Origin of the sequence: Kribbella sp. NBC_01510, from assembly GCF_045040325.1 — a bacterium.
Lineage (GTDB): Bacteria > Actinomycetota > Actinomycetes > Propionibacteriales > Kribbellaceae > Kribbella.
Window position 1 is genome coordinate 7733450 of sequence record NZ_CP109418.1, and the last position, 15254, is coordinate 7748703.

At 67.1% G+C, this 15254-nt stretch carries 11 protein-coding genes; 2 read left to right on the plus strand and 9 right to left on the minus strand.

Annotation, left to right across the window (positions count from 1 at the left end; genetic code table 11):
* Window positions 1-2: 2 nt before the first annotated feature.
* Genes OG558_RS37870 through OG558_RS37885 form a run of 4 tightly spaced genes read right to left on the minus strand, consistent with a single transcriptional unit; the run spans window position 3 to window position 5327 of the window.
* Window positions 3-1595, minus strand: a complete 1593-nt coding sequence (locus tag OG558_RS37870; protein WP_405067315.1) for a peptide ligase PGM1-related protein — start codon at window positions 1593-1595, stop codon at window positions 3-5.
* Complete coding sequence (locus OG558_RS37875) at window positions 1592-2710, minus strand: response regulator (protein WP_405067316.1); 1119 nt, start codon at window positions 2708-2710, stop codon at window positions 1592-1594. The genes OG558_RS37870 and OG558_RS37875 overlap by 4 nt, the downstream gene beginning before the upstream one ends.
* A complete protein-coding gene (locus OG558_RS37880; RefSeq protein WP_328520112.1) occupies window positions 2707-3090 on the minus strand; it encodes a response regulator in 384 nt (127 codons plus the stop codon). Before OG558_RS37880 ends, OG558_RS37875 begins: the two co-directional genes overlap by 4 nt.
* Window positions 3087-5327, minus strand: a complete 2241-nt coding sequence (locus OG558_RS37885) for a GAF domain-containing protein (protein ID WP_405067317.1) — start codon at window positions 5325-5327, stop codon at window positions 3087-3089. Before OG558_RS37885 ends, OG558_RS37880 begins: the two co-directional genes overlap by 4 nt.
* Window positions 5328-5562: 235 nt before the next feature.
* Between OG558_RS37885 and OG558_RS37890 the strand changes: the two genes are divergently transcribed.
* Window positions 5563-7596 carry a phosphocholine-specific phospholipase C gene (locus OG558_RS37890; RefSeq protein WP_405067318.1) on the plus strand — a complete coding sequence of 678 codons (2034 nt, stop codon included), beginning with the start codon at window positions 5563-5565 and terminating at the stop codon, window positions 7594-7596.
* Window positions 7597-8168: 572 nt separating this feature from the next.
* Here the strand turns inward: OG558_RS37890 and OG558_RS37895 are convergent.
* From OG558_RS37895 to OG558_RS37905, 3 genes are read right to left on the minus strand one after another with little or no spacing between them, the layout of a single operon-like run.
* Window positions 8169-9056, minus strand: coding sequence for an ABC transporter ATP-binding protein (locus tag OG558_RS37895; RefSeq protein ID WP_329476296.1), 888 nt, complete (start codon window positions 9054-9056; stop codon window positions 8169-8171).
* Complete coding sequence (locus OG558_RS37900) at window positions 9053-9871, minus strand: ABC transporter ATP-binding protein (protein WP_405067319.1); 819 nt, start codon at window positions 9869-9871, stop codon at window positions 9053-9055. Before OG558_RS37900 ends, OG558_RS37895 begins: the two co-directional genes overlap by 4 nt.
* A complete protein-coding gene (locus OG558_RS37905; RefSeq protein WP_405067320.1) occupies window positions 9864-10742 on the minus strand; it encodes an ABC transporter permease in 879 nt (292 codons plus the stop codon). Before OG558_RS37905 ends, OG558_RS37900 begins: the two co-directional genes overlap by 8 nt.
* Before the next feature lie 104 nt (window positions 10743-10846).
* Between OG558_RS37905 and OG558_RS37910 the strand changes: the two genes are divergently transcribed.
* Window positions 10847-12037 (plus strand): RNA-guided endonuclease InsQ/TnpB family protein, encoded by a 1191-nt coding sequence (locus OG558_RS37910; RefSeq protein ID WP_405067321.1) that lies wholly within the window; start codon window positions 10847-10849, stop codon window positions 12035-12037.
* A 37-nt stretch (window positions 12038-12074) separates the two neighbouring features.
* Here the strand turns inward: OG558_RS37910 and OG558_RS37915 are convergent, their stop codons facing one another.
* Both OG558_RS37915 and OG558_RS37920 read right to left on the minus strand, forming a co-directional pair.
* Complete coding sequence (locus OG558_RS37915) at window positions 12075-13169, minus strand: ABC transporter permease (protein WP_405067322.1); 1095 nt, start codon at window positions 13167-13169, stop codon at window positions 12075-12077.
* Window positions 13166-15007, minus strand: a complete 1842-nt coding sequence (locus OG558_RS37920; protein WP_405067323.1) for an ABC transporter substrate-binding protein — start codon at window positions 15005-15007, stop codon at window positions 13166-13168. The genes OG558_RS37915 and OG558_RS37920 overlap by 4 nt, the downstream gene beginning before the upstream one ends.
* Window positions 15008-15254 lie beyond the last annotated feature (247 nt).

Consider the following 15254-nt stretch of genomic DNA (forward strand, 5'->3'; position numbering starts at 1 on the left):
TCTCAGACCGGGAGCGGACGTTCGACGAAGGCCTGCTCGGCCTCCGCCAGCACAATGCGGGAAGCATCACGGTACCGGCGATCCGCGTCGGCCGGCGTGTTGCCAACGGCCGTCAGGCCCAGCCGGCCCTTCTCGGTCAGGCAGCTGATCATGTGGAACACCACGCCGACCTGCCGGGACTGGTCGAAGTGCAACTTGTTCCGCGCCACGATGTCGAACAGGTCCGCCGGCGTCAGGCCGGTCAGCAGTTCGGACTCGAGGTGGTCGGTCGCGACCAGATGTTTCTCGTCACCTCCCGGCGTCAGGAAGAGTGCGGTCCGCGGGTCGTAGCGCCCGTCGGTCAGGAACTGCAGGGTGAGGAACGGATGGGTCGTCCCGCCCTTGCGCAGGTTCAGTTCGATCGCGTACGGCGTCCAGCCGCCGGCCGCGTCCTTGACCACCACGAAGTCGATCGCGAATCGCCCGAGCGCACCCTCGCTCGCCAGCCGCCGCCCGATCGTCGCGGCATGTTCGGTGATGAGCCGCGCGTACTCCGCCGCCGCCGGGAAGACGCACCCCAGGTAGCTCTGACCGCTCGCCCCGCCGAGCAACTGGTCGTGCGTCGACAGCAGCTCGACCTCGCCACCGGGCAGCACGCGCAGCTGGACACTCGGGCTTTCCAGATCGGTACCGACGATCCGTTCCTCGACGATCCCGGCGTTCTCGGCGAACTTGGCGATGTACGTCTCGAACGACATCTTCTCGGACTCCAGCTCCATCGATCGGAGTCGCTCGAGCACTTCGTCCCGCTCCCCCGCCGAGCCCGACGCCGGTAGGCCTTTCAGCCGCACCACCGCGTTGCCCTCGCCGGACACACCCTCGTTGAGCTTCACGATCGCGCTGTCCATCGCCGGCCGCTCGGCCCGCATCGCGAGCAGCGCGTCGGCGAGGTCGTCGAGCGTGTGCAGGTTCTCCGCGCCGAGCGGGTGCGGTACGCCGACCTCCGCGAACATCCGGCGGCACCCGGACTTCGAACCCAGCGGGGCCAGCCGCGGATCGGCGGCGTACATCGGGATACCGAGACTGATCGCGACATCCCGCTCGAGCTCGGTCGTGTTGTAGGGAATCAGATGCGAGCGCATCCGGTTCGGGATCAGGTCCGCGATCCGCTGGAGCAGCCGCGGCCGGGCCAGCAGCTTCTCGCTGAGCGAGATGGGCCTGGCGTCGTTGACCGCGATCAGCGACAGTCGGGCGCGGGCGTGGCTCGGGATCACCCCGGGCAGCAGCGCCAGGTAGTACTCGACGATCTCGGGCGTGATCGGCAGCGACGTCACGTAGATCATCCGCAGCCGCGGTTCCCGCAGCAGGATCAGGAGGAACAGGAACCGTTCCTCGTAAGCCTGCATCATCGTCCCGGTGCCGATGGCCTCGGTCCGGTCCAGCGTGAGGGACGGTACGACGACCACCGACTCGTCGCTGTAGTTGAGCCCGATGGCCTCCCACACCCCGACCAGCCGCGACTGCAACTGGTCGAAGTAGTGGTACCGCTCGTCCTCGGTCATGGCGGACAGTCGACGGGCCGCCTCGCCCGGAGCGGTCCACAGGTCGCCGGTCATGATGCGATCCGGGAGTTGTCGAGACCACGAATGCTGTAGGCATGCACGGTCCGGCTGAAACCACGGACCTCGCGGAGTCCGGCGTCCTCGCCGATGACCGCGCCATCGGCGGCGCTGTAGACGCGTTCGGTGGCCAGGATCTGCCAAGGTTCGGCGACGTCGCACAACCGCGAGGCCAGGTTGGTCACGCTCCCGATCGCCGCGTAGTCGAGCCGTCCATCGAACCCGATGGTCCCGAGCGTCGCGTACCCCTGGGCGACGCCGATGCCGAGCGCCAGGTCGTGCCCGTGCCGGCCCCACGTCTCGGCCAGCCCACGGACCCGGGTCCGCATCGCGACGCTCATCCGCAGCGCCCGCAACGGGCCGTCTTCACAGCGGACCGGATCGTTGAAGAACACCATCAGGCCGTCGCCCGCGAAGCGTTCCAGCGTGCCCTCGAATCGGAAGATCAGGTCGCCGAGCGCGTGGTGGTACTCCTCCAGCACGCCCATCACCTCCTCCGGCTCGCTCGCCTCCGCGAACGTGGTGAAGCCGCGCAGGTCGCAGAAGACCACGACGATCTCGCGCCGGTGGCTGGCCAGGAACGACTCGTCCCCGGAGTCCACGATCAGCTCGGCCAGCTGCGGGCTGAGGAACCGGCGTAGCCGGCCCATCCGCTGCAGCTGCGACACCTGGCTCTCGACCCGCGTCTCCAGTTCCTGGTTCCACGCGGTCAGCTCGGCAGCCTGCCGCTTGATCGTGTCCTGGTACCGCTTGATCCGGGCCAGCGACGCCACCCGGGCGAGCAGTTCGCTCTGGTTGACCGGCTTGGTGAGGAAGTCGTCCGCCCCGGCCTCGAGCGCCTTCACCTTCTGCTCGTCGCCGCTGGCCGTCACCATCACGACCGGTAGGTACGCCGTGTCCACCTGGTCCCGGATCCGCCGGCACACCTCGTACCCGTCCATCCCCGGCATCAGGATGTCGAGCAGGACGAGATCGATGTCCTCGGCATCGATCAGCTCCAGCGCCTGCTCACCCGACGACGCGGTCAGTACGTCGTACCCGCGCGGACTGAGGATGGCCTCCAGCAGCCGGACGTTCGGTGGCTGGTCGTCGACCACGAGCACCTTCGTCATGTCGCACCGCCCAATCTGAGGAAGTCCCTGACCTGCTGCGGTAACCGGCGCACGCTGATCGGCTTCTCGACGTACCCGGTGAAGCCGGAGTCAAAGGCCCGCTGCCGATCGTGGTCCATCGCAAACGCGGTCACCGCGACCACCGGTACGGCGCGGGTCTGCTCGCCGGCCCGGATCCGGCGCAACGCCTCGGCACCGTCGATGCCGGGCAGCTGCAGGTCCATCAGGATCAGGTCGGGATGCTCGGAGGCCGCGAGCCGGACCCCGTCCTCACCCGAGGTCGCCTCGATCACCTCGTACCCGGAGAATCTCAGCACGTCCCGTACCAGCTTGAGGTTCTTCGGATTGTCTTCCACCACCAGGATCCGGCCCGGATTCATCGATTCTCCCCCTCGAGGCCGGCCATCACGCCGACCGATCGCAGTGCCTGCAACAACGCGTCCCGACTGACCGGCTTGACCAGATACGCGGCGGCCCCGAGCGCCGCGCCCCGAGCCCGTTCCTCGACGATCGACACGATGATCACCGGGATGTCGTGGGTGGCCGCCTCGGCCTTCAACGCCTGCAGCACGGCCCACCCGTCGATTCCCGGCAGCCGGATATCCAGCAGCACGGCGGCCGGCCGGACTCGCCGGACCGCGTCCAGCCCGGACTGACCGTCGGCGGCGACCGTGACCTGCAGAGCCGCGCCGGACAGATAGGCCGTGATCAGGTCGAGCGATGGCCGGTCGTCCTCGATGACCACGACGTCGCCGACTGTCCGGGCCGGGTCCGGCCGGTCCACGTTCTCCCTGCTGCGTAAGGAGAACCCGAACGTGCTGCCGACCCCGACCTCGCTCTCCAACCACATCCGGCCGCCGAGCAGCTCCACGATCCGCCGCGACAACGTCAACCCGAGGCCGGTGCCCTCTTCCTGCGACGGACCGCGACCGCCCTGCTGGAACGACTCGAAGATCCGCTCCCGGTCCTCCGGCGGTACGCCGCGACCGGTGTCGGTGACCGCGATGTGGACCTCGGCCCCGGACCGGGTCGCGCTGACCACCACCGAGCCGCCGTCGCCGGTGAACTTCACCGCGTTGGTCATCAGGTTCAGCACGACCTGCTTCAGCCGCAGCTCGTCGGCGTACACCTCGTCGATGTCGGGCCCGACCTCGACCCGCAGGTCGATGCCGTGCAGGGTGGCCCGCTCGCGCAACATCGCCGCGGTGTTGTCGAGCAACCGGCGCAGCGGGAACGTCGTGTACTCCAGCTCCATCCGGCCGGCCTCGACCTTGGACAGGTCGAGGATCTCGTTCAGCAACTCGAGCAGGTGCTTGCCCGAGCCGTGGATGTCGCGCAGGTATTCCTCCTGCCGCTCGTTGAGGTCCCCGAACATCCGCTCCAGCAGGACTTCGGAGAAACCGAGGACGGCGTTGAGCGGCGTCCGAAGCTCGTGCGACATGCTGGCCAGGAACTCGGACTTGTGCCGGCTGGCCACCTCCAGCTCCGCACTGCTCTGCTTGAGCTCTCGGTACAGCTGCGCGTTCAGGAGCGCGAGCGTCGACTGGTCTGCGAACATCTCCAGGAGCGCGAGCGTCTCCGCCGAGAACTCCCCGGGTCGCTTCCGCCGGACCACCAGCGAACCGACGATCTGCCCCTCCCGGAGCAGTGGTACGGCGACCAGCGAACGCCAGCCGGCCTCGTACAGCACCGCGAGATGTGGATCGCGTTCCGCGGTACTGAGGTCGGGCACCGCCAGCGGCCGGCCCAGCTTGGCCGCACGACCGACCAGCGTTTCGTCGAGATGGATCCGTGTCGCCCGCAGCCGCTCGATCACACTCTGGTCGGTCCGGTAGACGCTGCGGACCAGGAACTGTCGCTGGACCTCGTCGTACTCCATGATCGAGCCGCCGTCGGTGGCGGAGATCCGGACCGCGTGTTTGGCGATCGTCGCCAGCACCTTGGACACGTCGAGGCTGGACGTCACCGCCTCGCCGACCTCGCGCAGCGCCTCCAGCTCACCGACCTTGCGGGCGAGTTCGGCGCCGCGCGCCTCGAGCTGCTGCACGAGCTTCACGCTGTTGACCGCCATCGCCGCCTGCCCGGCGAACGCGGTTACCAGATCCCGCTCGCGCTGGTCGAACGGACTGACCTCGTTGCGCCACACGCAGAGCGCCCCGACCACCTCGTCGTCGATCAGCATCGGCGCGCCCATCGTCGTCCGGAAGCCGCCCACCTGCTGCAGGTCCTGGCGGCTGTAGTCGGGGTCGGCCAGGACGTCGGCGATCTGCTGGGTCGTCCGGTCCAGGCCGGCCCGGCCGATCAACGTTCCCCGGTCCATCGGGATCGGGTGGTCGGTGATGTAGCGGATCGACTCCGCCGACATACCAACTGCTTTGCTGAGTCGGTAGCTTCCGTCCTCGAACAGATACAGCTGCGCGGCCTGCGAGCGGCAGAGCCGGCGGGCGCTTTCGACGATCGTGGTGAGAACGGTGTCCGGGTCGCCGGCCGAGCGGCCGACCGCGGAGAGTACTTCGTTGGCGGCGGCGAACTGGTCGGTCAAGGCCGCGAGCTGCCCTTGGAGCCGCTGCCGCTCCACCTCTGTTGCGGCGCCTCCAGCGAGCGCCGGCCCGCCCATCGCAGCCTCCCCCAACCCCCAGGCCGCGCGCTAGTCCAGTCTCCCGCCGAACGTCGCGGAGAGCAATCGCTGCCGGTGATCGAACTACGGACGCGGCGTTCGGAACAGTTTGGAAGTCACCGGGAACGGACAGCAGAGTTCATCTTCCGGGTGTTAATCGTTCAGACTAGGGTGCCTGCGACGCAGTCCTGGTGTTCCAGACTCCATCCGCCCCACCGCCCGTCAGGAGACCCGTATGCCAGACATCAACCGCCGGAGGTTCCTGCAGCTCGCGGGAGCATCGGCCGCGTTCGCCGCCATGACGAACAGTATCGAGCAGGCCGCCGCGATCCCGGCCCGTCGCCGGTTCGGCGACATCAAGGACGTCGAGCACATCGTCGTACTGATGCAGGAGAACCGATCGTTCGACCACTACTTCGGCACCCTCAACGGTGTCCGCGGCTTCGGTGACCCGCGGCCGGTCGTCTTGCCGAGCGGTCAGCCCGTATGGCATCAGACGGACGCCGCCGGCCGGGAGATCCTGCCGTTCCGGCCGGAGGCGGACAACCTCGGCCTGCAGTTCATCCAGGACCTCGCGCACAGCTGGCCCGACGCGCACCAAGCGCACAACAACGGCAAGTGCGACCAGTGGATCCCGGCCAAGACCTCGACCACGATGGCGTACCTGACCCGCGAGGACATCCCGTTCCACTACGCGCTCGCGGACAAGTTCACTGTGTGCGACGCGTACCACTGCTCGTTCATGGGCTCGACCGACCCGAACCGGTACTACATGTGGACCGGCTACACGGGCAACGACGGCACCGGCGGCGGCCCGGTCCTCGGGAACGACGAGGCCGGCTACGGCTGGACGACGTACCCGGAGCGGCTCGAGCAGGCAGGCGTCTCGTGGAAGATCTACCAGGACATCGGCGACGGCCTGGACGCCGCCGGCGGCTGGGGCTGGATCGACGACGCCTACCGCGGCAACTACGGCGACAACTCGCTGCTGTACTTCAACACCTACCGCAACGCCCAGGCCGGGAATCCTTTGTACGACAAGGCCCGCACCGGCACGAACGCGAAGGCCGGCGAGAGCCTGTTCGCCCAGCTGACCGCCGACGTGAAGAACAACCGGCTGCCGAAGATCTCCTGGATCGCCGCGCCGGAGGCCTTCACCGAGCACCCGAACTGGCCGGCCAACTACGGCGCCTGGTACATCTCCCAGGTCCTCGACGCCCTCACGTCGAACCCCGAGGTCTGGAGCAAGACCGCGCTATTCATCACGTACGACGAGAACGACGGCTTCTTCGATCACGCCGTACCGCCGTACCCGCCGATGTCCGCGGCAAAGGGCCTGTCGACCGTCGACGTCGGGCCCGACCTGTACACCGGGACCAAGGTCGCCCCGGGCCCGTACGGTCTGGGTCAGCGCGTGCCGATGCTCGTCGTGTCGCCCTGGAGCACCGGCGGCTACACCTGCTCGGAGGTGTTCGACCACACCTCGATCATCCGGTTCATGGAGCAGCGGTTCGGCGTGCACGAGCCGAACATCTCGCCGTGGCGGCGGGCGATCTGCGGTGACCTGACCTCGGCCTTCGACTTCGGTACGACGGCCACCCGGCCGGCGCGGCTCCCGGACACCACGGCCTACGAGCCGCCGGACGACAAGCGGCACCCGGACTACGTGCCGACGCCACCGGCGGTCGGCCGGATCCCGGCTCAGGAGCGCGGCAGCCGCCGTACCAGGCCGTTGCCCTACGCGTCGATCGTCGACGGCGTGGTTGCCGGAGGCAAGTACAAGCTGACCTTCAGCTCCGGCGCGCAGGCCGGCGCCCAGTTCCTGATCACGTCCGCGAACCGGACCGACGGCCCGTGGACCTACACGACCGAGGCCGGCAAGAGCGTCGCCGACAGCTGGAACACCAGCTACTCCAACGGCGTCTACGACCTGACCGTGCACGGCCCGAACGGCTTCCTCCGCACCTTCAAGGGCAAGCCCGCCACCGGCCTGGAGATCACCGCCCGCGAGAACACCCGCACGGGCAACGTCGACCTCACCCTCACCACCGACACCGCCCGCCGCGTCACCATCACCGACGCGTACGGCGGCAAGCCGAAGCGGCTCGACCTCCGCCCCGGCATGACCACGCACACCGTCACCACCACCAGCCGCTGGTACGACGTCTCGGTGGCCATCGACTCGGAGCCGTCGTACCTGCGCCGCTTCGCCGGCCACGTCGAAACCGGCACCCCCGGCATCAGCGACCCAGCCATCAAAACCATCTGACCGCACCCTCGCCCCAAGCCGTGGCGTCACCCCCCCCGGGCGCAGTCGTCGGGCGTGCACAGGGATCGTGGTTGTGTTTTGGCGAGTCGTGGAGCGAGGTGTCAACGGCAGGACGGTCGTCGAGTCGTGGATCGGGGTTGTCGACGCGCTGGTTTGATCGCCTGGATCCACGACTCAGCGTCCGCTGAGGTGGGGTTCGGATCGTGGATCGGTTGGGTCCGCTCCGAGCGGCCGTGGACTGGTGCCCAGTAGGTGTCCCAGCTCCGGGAGGTGGGTGAACTGGGAGGGAAATGTCCTCTCACGGGGGTAAAACCCTCCCCGGACTGGGCCGGGGGCGGAGGCGGGCGCAACGCTGGCGCCGAGCACGGGTCCTGGCCGCAGGGGAGGCGTTCAGCTCACCTGGGCGGTCCGGGTGGCCGTGAGCTCTCGCCGGCCCAGCGACCAACCAGACCCCCCAACACATCGCGCAGTAGAGCCCCCTTTGAGGGGTCGACCCCTCACCTGGTGGGTTGCCCCCTGGGATTTCGAGGGGGCAACCCACAGGCTCGGGGGTTGACCCGTGAGACGGTCGCTCAGAGGATCGGGGCTTCCGGCTTGGTGGCGTCGGCGGGGGTGTTGTCGTCGACGCGGTCCAGTTCGTCGACCTGGATGCGGGTGGTCCAGCGGTTGTCGGGGTCGGGTTGCGGGATCGAGTCGAGCAGGAGCTCGGTGTACGGGTGGGACGGCTCGTGCATCACGGTGGAGACCGGGCCGCGTTCGACGATCTGGCCCTTGGTGATGACCATGACCTCGCCGCCGAGGTAGTAGACGGTGGACAGGTCGTGGGTGATGAAGAGCGTGGTCATCCCGTGCTCGCGCTGGAAGTCGAGCAGGATGTCCAGGAAGTGCTTGCGGACCTGGGCGTCCAGCATCGACACGGGCTCGTCGGCGATGATGAACGACGGACGCAGCATGTGCACCCGGGCCAGCATGATGCGTTGCCGCTGGCCGCCTGACAGTTGATGCGGATACCGGCCGAGGACGTTCTCCGGTTCCAGCCGCACCGCCCGCAGGGACTCCTCGATCAGCTCCAGACCGGCTGACCGCGTGGAGGCCAGCCCGAACTTCTTCACCGCCTTCCACAGCGCGCGATCCACGCGATAGAAGGGGTTGAAGATCGCATACGGATCCTGGAACACCGGCTGGACGTCGCGCCGGTACTCGTCGTACTCCGCGCGACTCAGCCGGAAGATGTCCTTCCCGCCGTACCGCACCGATCCGGCGGTCGGCTTCTGCAGGCCGAGAACGTTCCGCGCGATCGTGCTCTTCCCGCTGCCACTCTGACCGACCAGACTCACGATCTGCGGCGGCGACGCGGCGAGCGTGAAGCTCACGTCGTCCACCGCGGTCACATACCCGCCGGCCACACCGCGCGCATGGAATCGTTGCTGTACGCCACGAAGTTCGAGCTCCAACGTCACGATGCCCTCCGTCCCAGTCGTGGGATCGACTCGATCAACTGCCGGGTGTAGGGATCCCGTGGATTCTTGAAGACCTGACGTACGCCGCCGACCTCGACCAACTCGCCGTCGTACATCACCGCGACCCGGTCGGCCAGCTGGGCGTGCACACCCATGTCGTGCGAGATCACCATCAGCGTGACCCCGAAGTCGGTGCGCAGGTCGGCCAGCGACTGCAGGATCACCCGCTGGATCGTCACGTCCAGCGCGGTGGTCGGCTCGTCCGCGATCACCAGATCCGGTTCGAGCGCGACCGCGATCGCCATCAGCACGCGCTGCTTCATCCCACCGGACAGCTCGTGCGGATACATCGAGGCGACCCGCGGCTCCAGCCCGACCTGTCCCAGCAGCCGCGGGATCAACTCGGACAGCGAGTCGCGTCGCCCCGGCGCATGCTCCAGGATCACGTCCTTGAACTGGTCGCGCACCCGCATCACCGGGTTGAGCGAACTCATCGACCCCTGCGGCAGGTACGACAATGCGGACCACCGCAGCACCCGGAGCTCCTCGCCCTGCACCTTGAGCAGGTCCACCGGCGACCGCCCGGCCGGGTGGAACATCGCCGACCCACCGGTCACCTTGCCCGGCGGCTTCAGCAGCCGGAGCAGTGCGACCGCGAGCGTGCTCTTGCCGCTGCCCGACTCCCCGGCGATGCCGAGGATCTCGCCGCGCCGTACGTCGAGGTCGATCCCGCGGACCGCCTTCACGTCGCCACGGTTGGTCGAGTAGGCGACCTCGAGTCCCATGATCTCCAGCACGTTCGCCGAGTCACTCACCGGCCACTCCCCTCAGTCGCGGGTTGTAGACCTCTTCGAGGCCGATGTTGACCATGTTCAGCGCCGCGAACAACAAGGTCAGCAGTGCGATCGGCACGACGAACATCGGCCAGGCACCCAGCGTCAGCGCGCCGGTGCCGATCGCGTTGAAGATGATCTGGCCGAGGTCGATCACGCCGGCCGGCCCGAGGCCGATGATCTCCAGGCCGACGAGGCCGAAGATCGCGCCGAGCGCCGACGCCGCGAACCCGACGCCGATGAAGGGCAGCAGGTTCGGCAGCAGCTCGGTGGTGATGATCTCCAGGTCGCGCGCCTTACTGACCCGCGCCAGGTCGACGTACGGACGGGTCCGCAGGCTCAGCACCTGCGACCGGATCGTCTTGGCCGCGAACGGCCAGGCGAAGATCGAGATCATCACGCCGACCTGGAACAGACTCACGCTCTTCGCGTACGCCGACAGCGCGATCAGCAACGGGAACGTCGGGATCACCAGCAGGATCCCGGTGAACGTCGAGAGCACGTTGTCGATCCAGCCGCCCTTGTACCCGGCGACGAACGCCACGATCACACCGATCACCGTCGAGATGACACCGGCGATCGCACCGATCTGGAGAGACACCGCGAGTGCCTTCACGACCATCGCGAACACGTCCCGCCCGAACTGGTCGGTGCCGAGCAGGTGGTCCGGCCCGGGCACCAGCCACTTGTCGTACGCCGCCAGCTCGATCGGGTCCTGGCCACCACCGATGGCCTTGGTGATCAGCGGGCTGAACAGCGCGATCAGGATCAGCAGTCCGAGGATGACCAGTCCGGTCGCCAGCCGTCTGCTGTGCCGGATGGTCCGTAGTACTGCAGCAAGTGCTCTTCTCATCGGGTTGCTCGCGGGGAGGCCCCGGCCCTCGGGGCGGGGCGGACCCGCGACTGCCTCCCTTCGGAGGTCGGGGACTGTCGGTCCCGGCTGATTGGGTAGGTGGCATGTCCCGGTTCCGGATGTACCCGACTCCCGCACAGCAAGCTGCGTTGCTGGAGCAGTGCGGGCATGCCCGATATGTGTGGAACCTGGCGCTCGAGCAGTGGTCGATGTGGACCCGCGACAAAGGCCCGACGCCAGACTTTCCTGCGCAGTGCCGGCGACTGACCGCAGCACGGGCCGCGTGCGCGTGGCTGCGATCCGGATCTCAGACCGTCCAACAGCAGGCCCTGCGAGACTTCGACCAGGCCATCAAGAACTTCCACGCACGCACCCACAGGCGCCCGACGTGGCGCAAGGCCGGGCGGCACGAAGGGTTCCGCATCGTCGGTCCCCAGGCATCCCGGATCGTCAGGCTCAACCGGAGGTGGGCCAAGGTCAACGTGCCGAAGGTCGGCTGGGTCCGGCTGTCCCGTGCCATTCCCGAGGCGAAGTCGTACCGCATCACCTGCGACCGGGCGGGTCGCTGGAACCTCGCGTTCGCCGTCATCCCTCCGCCGATCCCCGCACCCGGCACGGGGGAGATCGTCGGCGTGGACCGCGGCGTATCTGTCTCGGCGGCCCTCTCCACCGGGGAACTCCTGTCGTGTCCCGGCCTGTCGAGGCGTGAGGAGGACCGGCTGAAGCAGCAGCAGCGCCGTCTCGCCCGGTGCCGCCGCGGCTCCAACCGGCACCGACGGGTCCGAGACGCGATCACCAAACTGCATGCCCGCGCCGCTGACCGCCGCAGGGACTGGGTCGAGAAGACCAGCACCGACCTCGCGCGGCGATTCGACATCATCCGCGTGGAAGACCTGCGCATCGCCCCGATGACCCGACGCCCCAAACCCAAGCCCGATCCCGCACAACCAGGCGCGTACCTGCATAACCAGCGCCATGCAAAGGCCGGACTCAACCGCGGCATCCTGGCCAACGGGTGGGGCGCCCTGGTACGTCGTCTGGAGCACAAGGCACCCAGACGCGTCGAGAAGGTCAACCCTGCGTACACGTCGCAAACCTGCAGCGTCTGCGGGCATAGCGCACCGGAAAACCGCGAGAGCCAAGCGGTGTTCCGGTGCGTGGCCTGCGGACATCGGGCGAACGCCGACATGAACGCTGCAGTGAACATCGCGGCCGGACGGGCCGTCAGCGCACGCCGAGAGACGTCCGCACGGGTCTCGCCGAAGCGTGAACCTCAACTCGCTACCTCCGCGTAGTAGTTGGAATCCCCATCCTTCACGGGCGGGGAGGACGTCAATTCCAGTACTTGACCCGCGGGTCAAGCAGCGGGAGCACGAGGTCGAGGAGCAGGACGGCGGTCAGGACCGAGAAGATCGCGATGTCGGTCACGCCGAGGATCGTGTTGAAGTCGAGCTGCTGGATCGCGGTGACCAGCGTGGTCCCCAGTCCCGGGTAGTTGAAAAGCTGCTCGACCAGCACGTTCCCGTTGAAGATGAAGCCCAGCGAGATCCCGAACGCGGTCACCTGCGGGAGGTAGCAGTTCCGCAGCGCGTACCGGGTCAGGATCCGCCGGCCTTTCAGTCCCTTCGCCTCGGCGTACACCAGGTAGTCCTCGCCGAGAATCGGAACCATCAGCATCCGGGTCGACAGGATCCAGCTGAACGTCCCGATGATCACGATCGACAGCGCCGGCAACAACCCGTACTTCAGCACGCTGCCGACGAACTGCGGACTGATCCCCGGATTGATGTTGGAGTCGTACGCCGATCTGGCCGGCAGCACACCCATCGAGTACGCGAAGATGTACACCAGGACCAGCGCGACGAAGAAGTACGGCACGTGCGACAGCGCGATCGACAGATTGGTGGCGATCGCGGAGCCGGCCTTGCCGCGCCGCCAGCCGGCGACCGCGCCGATCGCGATGCCGAGGATCCAGGCCAGTACGGCGGAGATGCCGAGCAGACCGATCGTCCAGGGCAACGATCGCAGGATCACGGTCTGGGCCGGCGTCGGGTAGTTGATCAGGCTCGGCCCGAGATCACCGTGCAGAATCAGCTTCTGCATGTACGTCAGGTACTGCGTCAGCAGGTTCCCGTCCAGCCCGAACTCGTGCTTGTAGCGGGCGATGATCTCGGCACTCGCCTGCGCGTTGTAGATGTAGTTCTGCTGCAGGGTCTGGATCAGCGTCTGGATCGGGTCACCCGGCATCAGCCGGAAGAAGAAGAACGCGATGGTCAGTGCGCCCCAGAGCTCGATCAGATACAGCCCGAACCGGCGGATCGCGTACGCCGCCAGCGGATGCCGCGACAGCCAGGCCCGCACCCCCGAGACGGGTGCGGAGTCCTGGCTCTTGTCGACAGCTACCGCAGGCGGGGCCTCCGCCGTCACGCCGGTCCCTTCTGCCCGGTGGGCTCGATCTTGCCCAGCACGAAGATGAAGTGCTGCCACCAGTTCAGCGGGACCTCGTACAGGTCTTCGTCGGTCGGCCAGCCCTTCCAGAACGTCGTGTTGAAGTACGACGGGTAGCCGGTCTGGATCACCGACAGCATCGGCAGGTCCTGGAAGTAGATCTCCAGCGCCTGGTTGAGCAGCGGCTTGGCTTCCTCGCTGTTCGGGTCGAGCTGGGCGAGCTTCTCGGAGATCTCGTCGAACTTCGGGTTCCGGTACCGCAGCTTGTTCTTGCCGGCCGCGTTCTTGCCGACCGGCTGGTACTTGTCGCTGGTCCAGTCCGAGTACAGCTGCTCGGGGTCGACCGCGATCCCGGCCCAGCTGGAGTCGATGTCGTAGAGGCCGCGCTGGAACTTCTCGTCGTGCACGTTGCCGGCCAGGCTGCGCAGGGTGGCCGGGACACCGACCTTGGCCAGCTCGGTCTTCAGCACGTTGGCGATCGCGTACTCACCGCCGTCGACCGGCGAGGGCGTGATGATCTCGAGGTTGATCTCCTTGCCCTTGTAGGTGCGCTTGCCGGCGGCGTTCTTCGGCGCGATCTCGTCGAGCAGCTGGGTCGCCTTGTCCGGGTTGAACTCGAACTTGTACTTGTTCGCGAGTTCGTCGTTCTTCCACTTGTCGTTGGTCGGGTAGTCCGCCCACGGGTACTGCGCCGGCGGCACCGGGACCGGCCAGATCGACTTGCCGATCTTCTCCCGGTCGAGGCAGTAGTTGATCGCCCAGCGCATCTTCGGCTCCGAGATCACACCCCGGGACGGGTCACAGTTCAGCCACATCACCCGCGGGTTCGGGTCGTGGAACTGCGTGGTCTGCAAGGCCGGGTAGCCGGTGTTGCGCAACTGCTTGGCGTGCTGCTCGTCCACCGAGCCGACGTCGAACTCGGCGCGCTCGAACGCCAGTGACGCCTGGTCGAGCTGCTTCGACGTGCTCTGGTAGACGACGTACTGCGGCTTGACGTCGAGCTTGTCCTTGTTCCAGTAGTTCGGATCCTTCTCCCAGACGAACATCTTCTGGTTCCGGATCGCCTGCTTCAGCTTGTACGGACCGCTGTGCACCGGCGGGTTGTCCTTGTACTTCGTCGGGTCCTGCGACTTCCAGATGTGCTCGGGCATGATCCCGAGCGGCGGACCGGCGATCGCGGAGATGAAGTTGTAGTGGAACCGTGGTCCCGGTTTGGTCATCTTGACCACCGCGGTCTGAGCGTCCGGGACCTCGATGTCCTTGACGAACTCCTTCAGCTCACCGCCGCCGCCGAACAGGTCCGGGCGATCCTTCAGCAGCATGATGGTGAACTTGAAGTCGTTCGCGCCCAGCGGCTGTCCATCGTTCCAGTGCGCCTTCGGGTCGAACTTGAAGGTCACCTCGGTGTGGTCGTCGTTGTACTTGTACTCGGTCGCCAGCCAAGGCTTCATCTCACCGGTGGCGAAGCTGAGGTAGAACAGCGGCTCGGTGCTCAGCTCCACGCCGGCACCCGACGGCGAGCCGTTCGGGATCATCCCGTTGAAGCTGTCGAAGACCGTGTACTCGACCTGGCCGACGATCACCGATTGGTCCCGTGGGACCGGGATGTTGGCCTTACCGATCTGGATCGACTTGGTGGCGGCGGGCTTGTTGTCGTTGGCGGGCTTGTCGGAGTACGAGCCGCCACCGCCGGAGCAGGCCGCCAGGAAGGCGGTCATCGCGGCCGCGGCACCTCCTCCGACCAGGCTTCGCCGACTCAGCTGATAGCGGACGACATCCTCGACATCTTCGAACTGGGGGCGCGGCGCTTCGTTCATGACGAAAGTCACCTCCGTTTCCGTTGCGCGGACAGGGCGGTCACCGACCGAGAGGTGTGTCGGACTATAAGTAGCGATGACAACGTTGGCAAGAGTTCGTTGCCACGTTGGAAAGATGAAGTCATATCCGCAGATCAGTCGATATACCAACCTATGACAACGATGTTTTGCTCTGTGTGACCAGTGCGGGTGTTGGTCCCGTCGTACGACGCCGTGCGTCGTCACACGCCGCGTCACACGGTGACCG

What these genes read in the sequence shown, in the direction of transcription:
- OG558_RS37885 (WP_405067317.1), bottom strand. Translation starts at nt 5,327, where the DNA reads ATGGGCGGGCCGGCGCTCGCTGGAGGCGCCGCAACAGAGGTGGAGCGG.
- OG558_RS37910 (WP_405067321.1), top strand. Translation starts at nt 10,847, where the DNA reads ATGTCCCGGTTCCGGATGTACCCGACTCCCGCACAGCAAGCTGCGTTG.
- OG558_RS37920 (WP_405067323.1), bottom strand. Translation starts at nt 15,007, where the DNA reads ATGAACGAAGCGCCGCGCCCCCAGTTCGAAGATGTCGAGGATGTCGTC.
- OG558_RS37875 (WP_405067316.1), bottom strand. Translation starts at nt 2,710, where the DNA reads ATGACGAAGGTGCTCGTGGTCGACGACCAGCCACCGAACGTCCGGCTG.
- OG558_RS37870 (WP_405067315.1), bottom strand. Translation starts at nt 1,595, where the DNA reads ATGACCGGCGACCTGTGGACCGCTCCGGGCGAGGCGGCCCGTCGACTG.
- OG558_RS37880 (WP_328520112.1), bottom strand. Translation starts at nt 3,090, where the DNA reads ATGAATCCGGGCCGGATCCTGGTGGTGGAAGACAATCCGAAGAACCTC.
- OG558_RS37890 (WP_405067318.1), top strand. Translation starts at nt 5,563, where the DNA reads ATGCCAGACATCAACCGCCGGAGGTTCCTGCAGCTCGCGGGAGCATCG.
- OG558_RS37905 (WP_405067320.1), bottom strand. Translation starts at nt 10,742, where the DNA reads ATGAGAAGAGCACTTGCTGCAGTACTACGGACCATCCGGCACAGCAGA.